Origin of the sequence: Mesorhizobium sp. M7A.F.Ca.MR.148.00.0.0 (genome assembly GCF_003997735.1) — a bacterium.
Lineage (GTDB): Bacteria > Pseudomonadota > Alphaproteobacteria > Rhizobiales > Rhizobiaceae > Mesorhizobium.
Genome location: NZ_RZTB01000272.1, coordinates 1 through 1,409 on the forward strand (window position 1 = coordinate 1; position 1,409 = coordinate 1,409).

Consider the following 1,409-nt stretch of genomic DNA (forward strand, 5'->3'; position numbering starts at 1 on the left):
CAAGCAAATGGGGGATCCATGAAATGAAGCTCAACCTCAACACCGACTTCACCAAATTCCCGCGCGCCGTCTCCGTACTGTCCGCCGGCAATGCCGGAACCACCCTATCGTTGGGCCGGGCCATTCTCGCCCATGACGAGCGGCATCTGCGCCGCCGCGCCATCGAGCTTGCCGACGGCAGTAAGGTGCTGGTCGACCTGCCCGAACCCGTCTCCTTGAACGATGGCGACCGGCTGGTGCTGGAGGATGGCGGCCATGTCGAGATCGTCGCGGCGGCGGAAGAGGTCTATGACATCCGCGCCCGCGACGGCGTGCATCTGGCCGAACTCGCCTGGCACATCGGCAACCGTCATCTCGCAGCGAGCATCGAGGGCGGTCGCATCCTCATCCTGCGCGACCATGTCATCAAGGCGATGCTGGAGGGGCTGGGCGCCACGGTGGCCGACGTTTCCGAACATCGGCAACCGCCATCTCGCAGCAAGCATCGAGGCCGGTCGCATCCTCATCCTGCGCGACCATGTCATCAAGGCGATGCTGGAGGGGCTCGGCGCCACGGTGGCCGACGTTTCCGAACCGTTCAAGCCGGTGCGCGGCGCCTACTCCGGGCATGGCGGGCCAAGCCACGATCACGGCCATGCGCATGCGCATAGCCACGCCGAAGCGCACAGCCATTCTCATGACGAAGCGCATTCCCATTCGCACAGTCACGCCGGCCATCACCACGACCATGACTGACCAGCCTTCGAATATCGCCCTGCTGCGGCTGATGGCGTGGCTGTCGCCTGCCTTTCCGGTCGGCGGCTTTTCCTACAGCCATGGCCTCGAACGCGCGGCGCATGACGGGCTGGTTGCCGATGCCGAAAGCCTTGCCGACTGGCTGGAAACGCTGGTCGAGATGGGCTCGGGCTGGAACGATGCCGTGCTGTTTGCCGAGAGCTGGCGCCGCGCACGCCACGCCGGTGATCTCGATGAGGTGGCGGCACTCGCCGAGGCGCTGGCCGGCTCGCGCGAACGCCATACCGAAACCATGCTGCAGGGTGCCGCCTTCCTCAAAGCGGCGGCGGCCTGGCCCAATCCGGTGCTGGAGCGCTTGCCGGCCGAATGCGCCTATTGCGTCGCCGTCGGAGCCATTGCCGGCGGCAACGGCATCGCGCTTCAGGACGCGCTGTCAGCCTTCCTGCAAACCTTCTTCTCCAACCTCGTGCAGGCAGCGATCCGCCTTGGCGTTGTTGGCCAGAGCGCCGCGACCGCGTTGTTAGCCGGCTTCGAGCCGCTGGCGCTGGCGACCGCAAGCCGCGCTGCGCGCTCGACATTGGACGATCTCGGCGGCTGCGCCTTCGTCTCCGATGTCATGGCGATGAAGCATGAAACCCAGTATTCGCGACTGTTCCGCTCATGATTTTTCTCGC

At 65.6% G+C, this 1,409-nt stretch carries 1 protein-coding gene and 1 pseudogene; both read left to right on the forward strand.

Annotated elements, in window-relative coordinates; genetic code table 11:
* The first annotated feature begins 23 nt into the window (after nt 1-23).
* Nucleotides 24-735, forward strand: a pseudogene (locus EOB49_RS33875) (urease accessory protein UreE).
* The gene (locus EOB49_RS33880) at nt 728-1,399 is read left to right on the forward strand and encodes an urease accessory protein UreF (protein WP_164781929.1); all 672 of its coding nucleotides are present in this window, start codon (nt 728-730) and stop codon (nt 1,397-1,399) included. Before EOB49_RS33875 ends, EOB49_RS33880 begins: the two are co-directional and overlap by 8 nt.
* Nucleotides 1,400-1,409: the final 10 nt, after the last annotated feature.

What these genes read in the sequence shown, in the direction of transcription:
- EOB49_RS33880 (WP_164781929.1), top strand. Translation starts at nt 728, where the DNA reads ATGACTGACCAGCCTTCGAATATCGCCCTGCTGCGGCTGATGGCGTGG.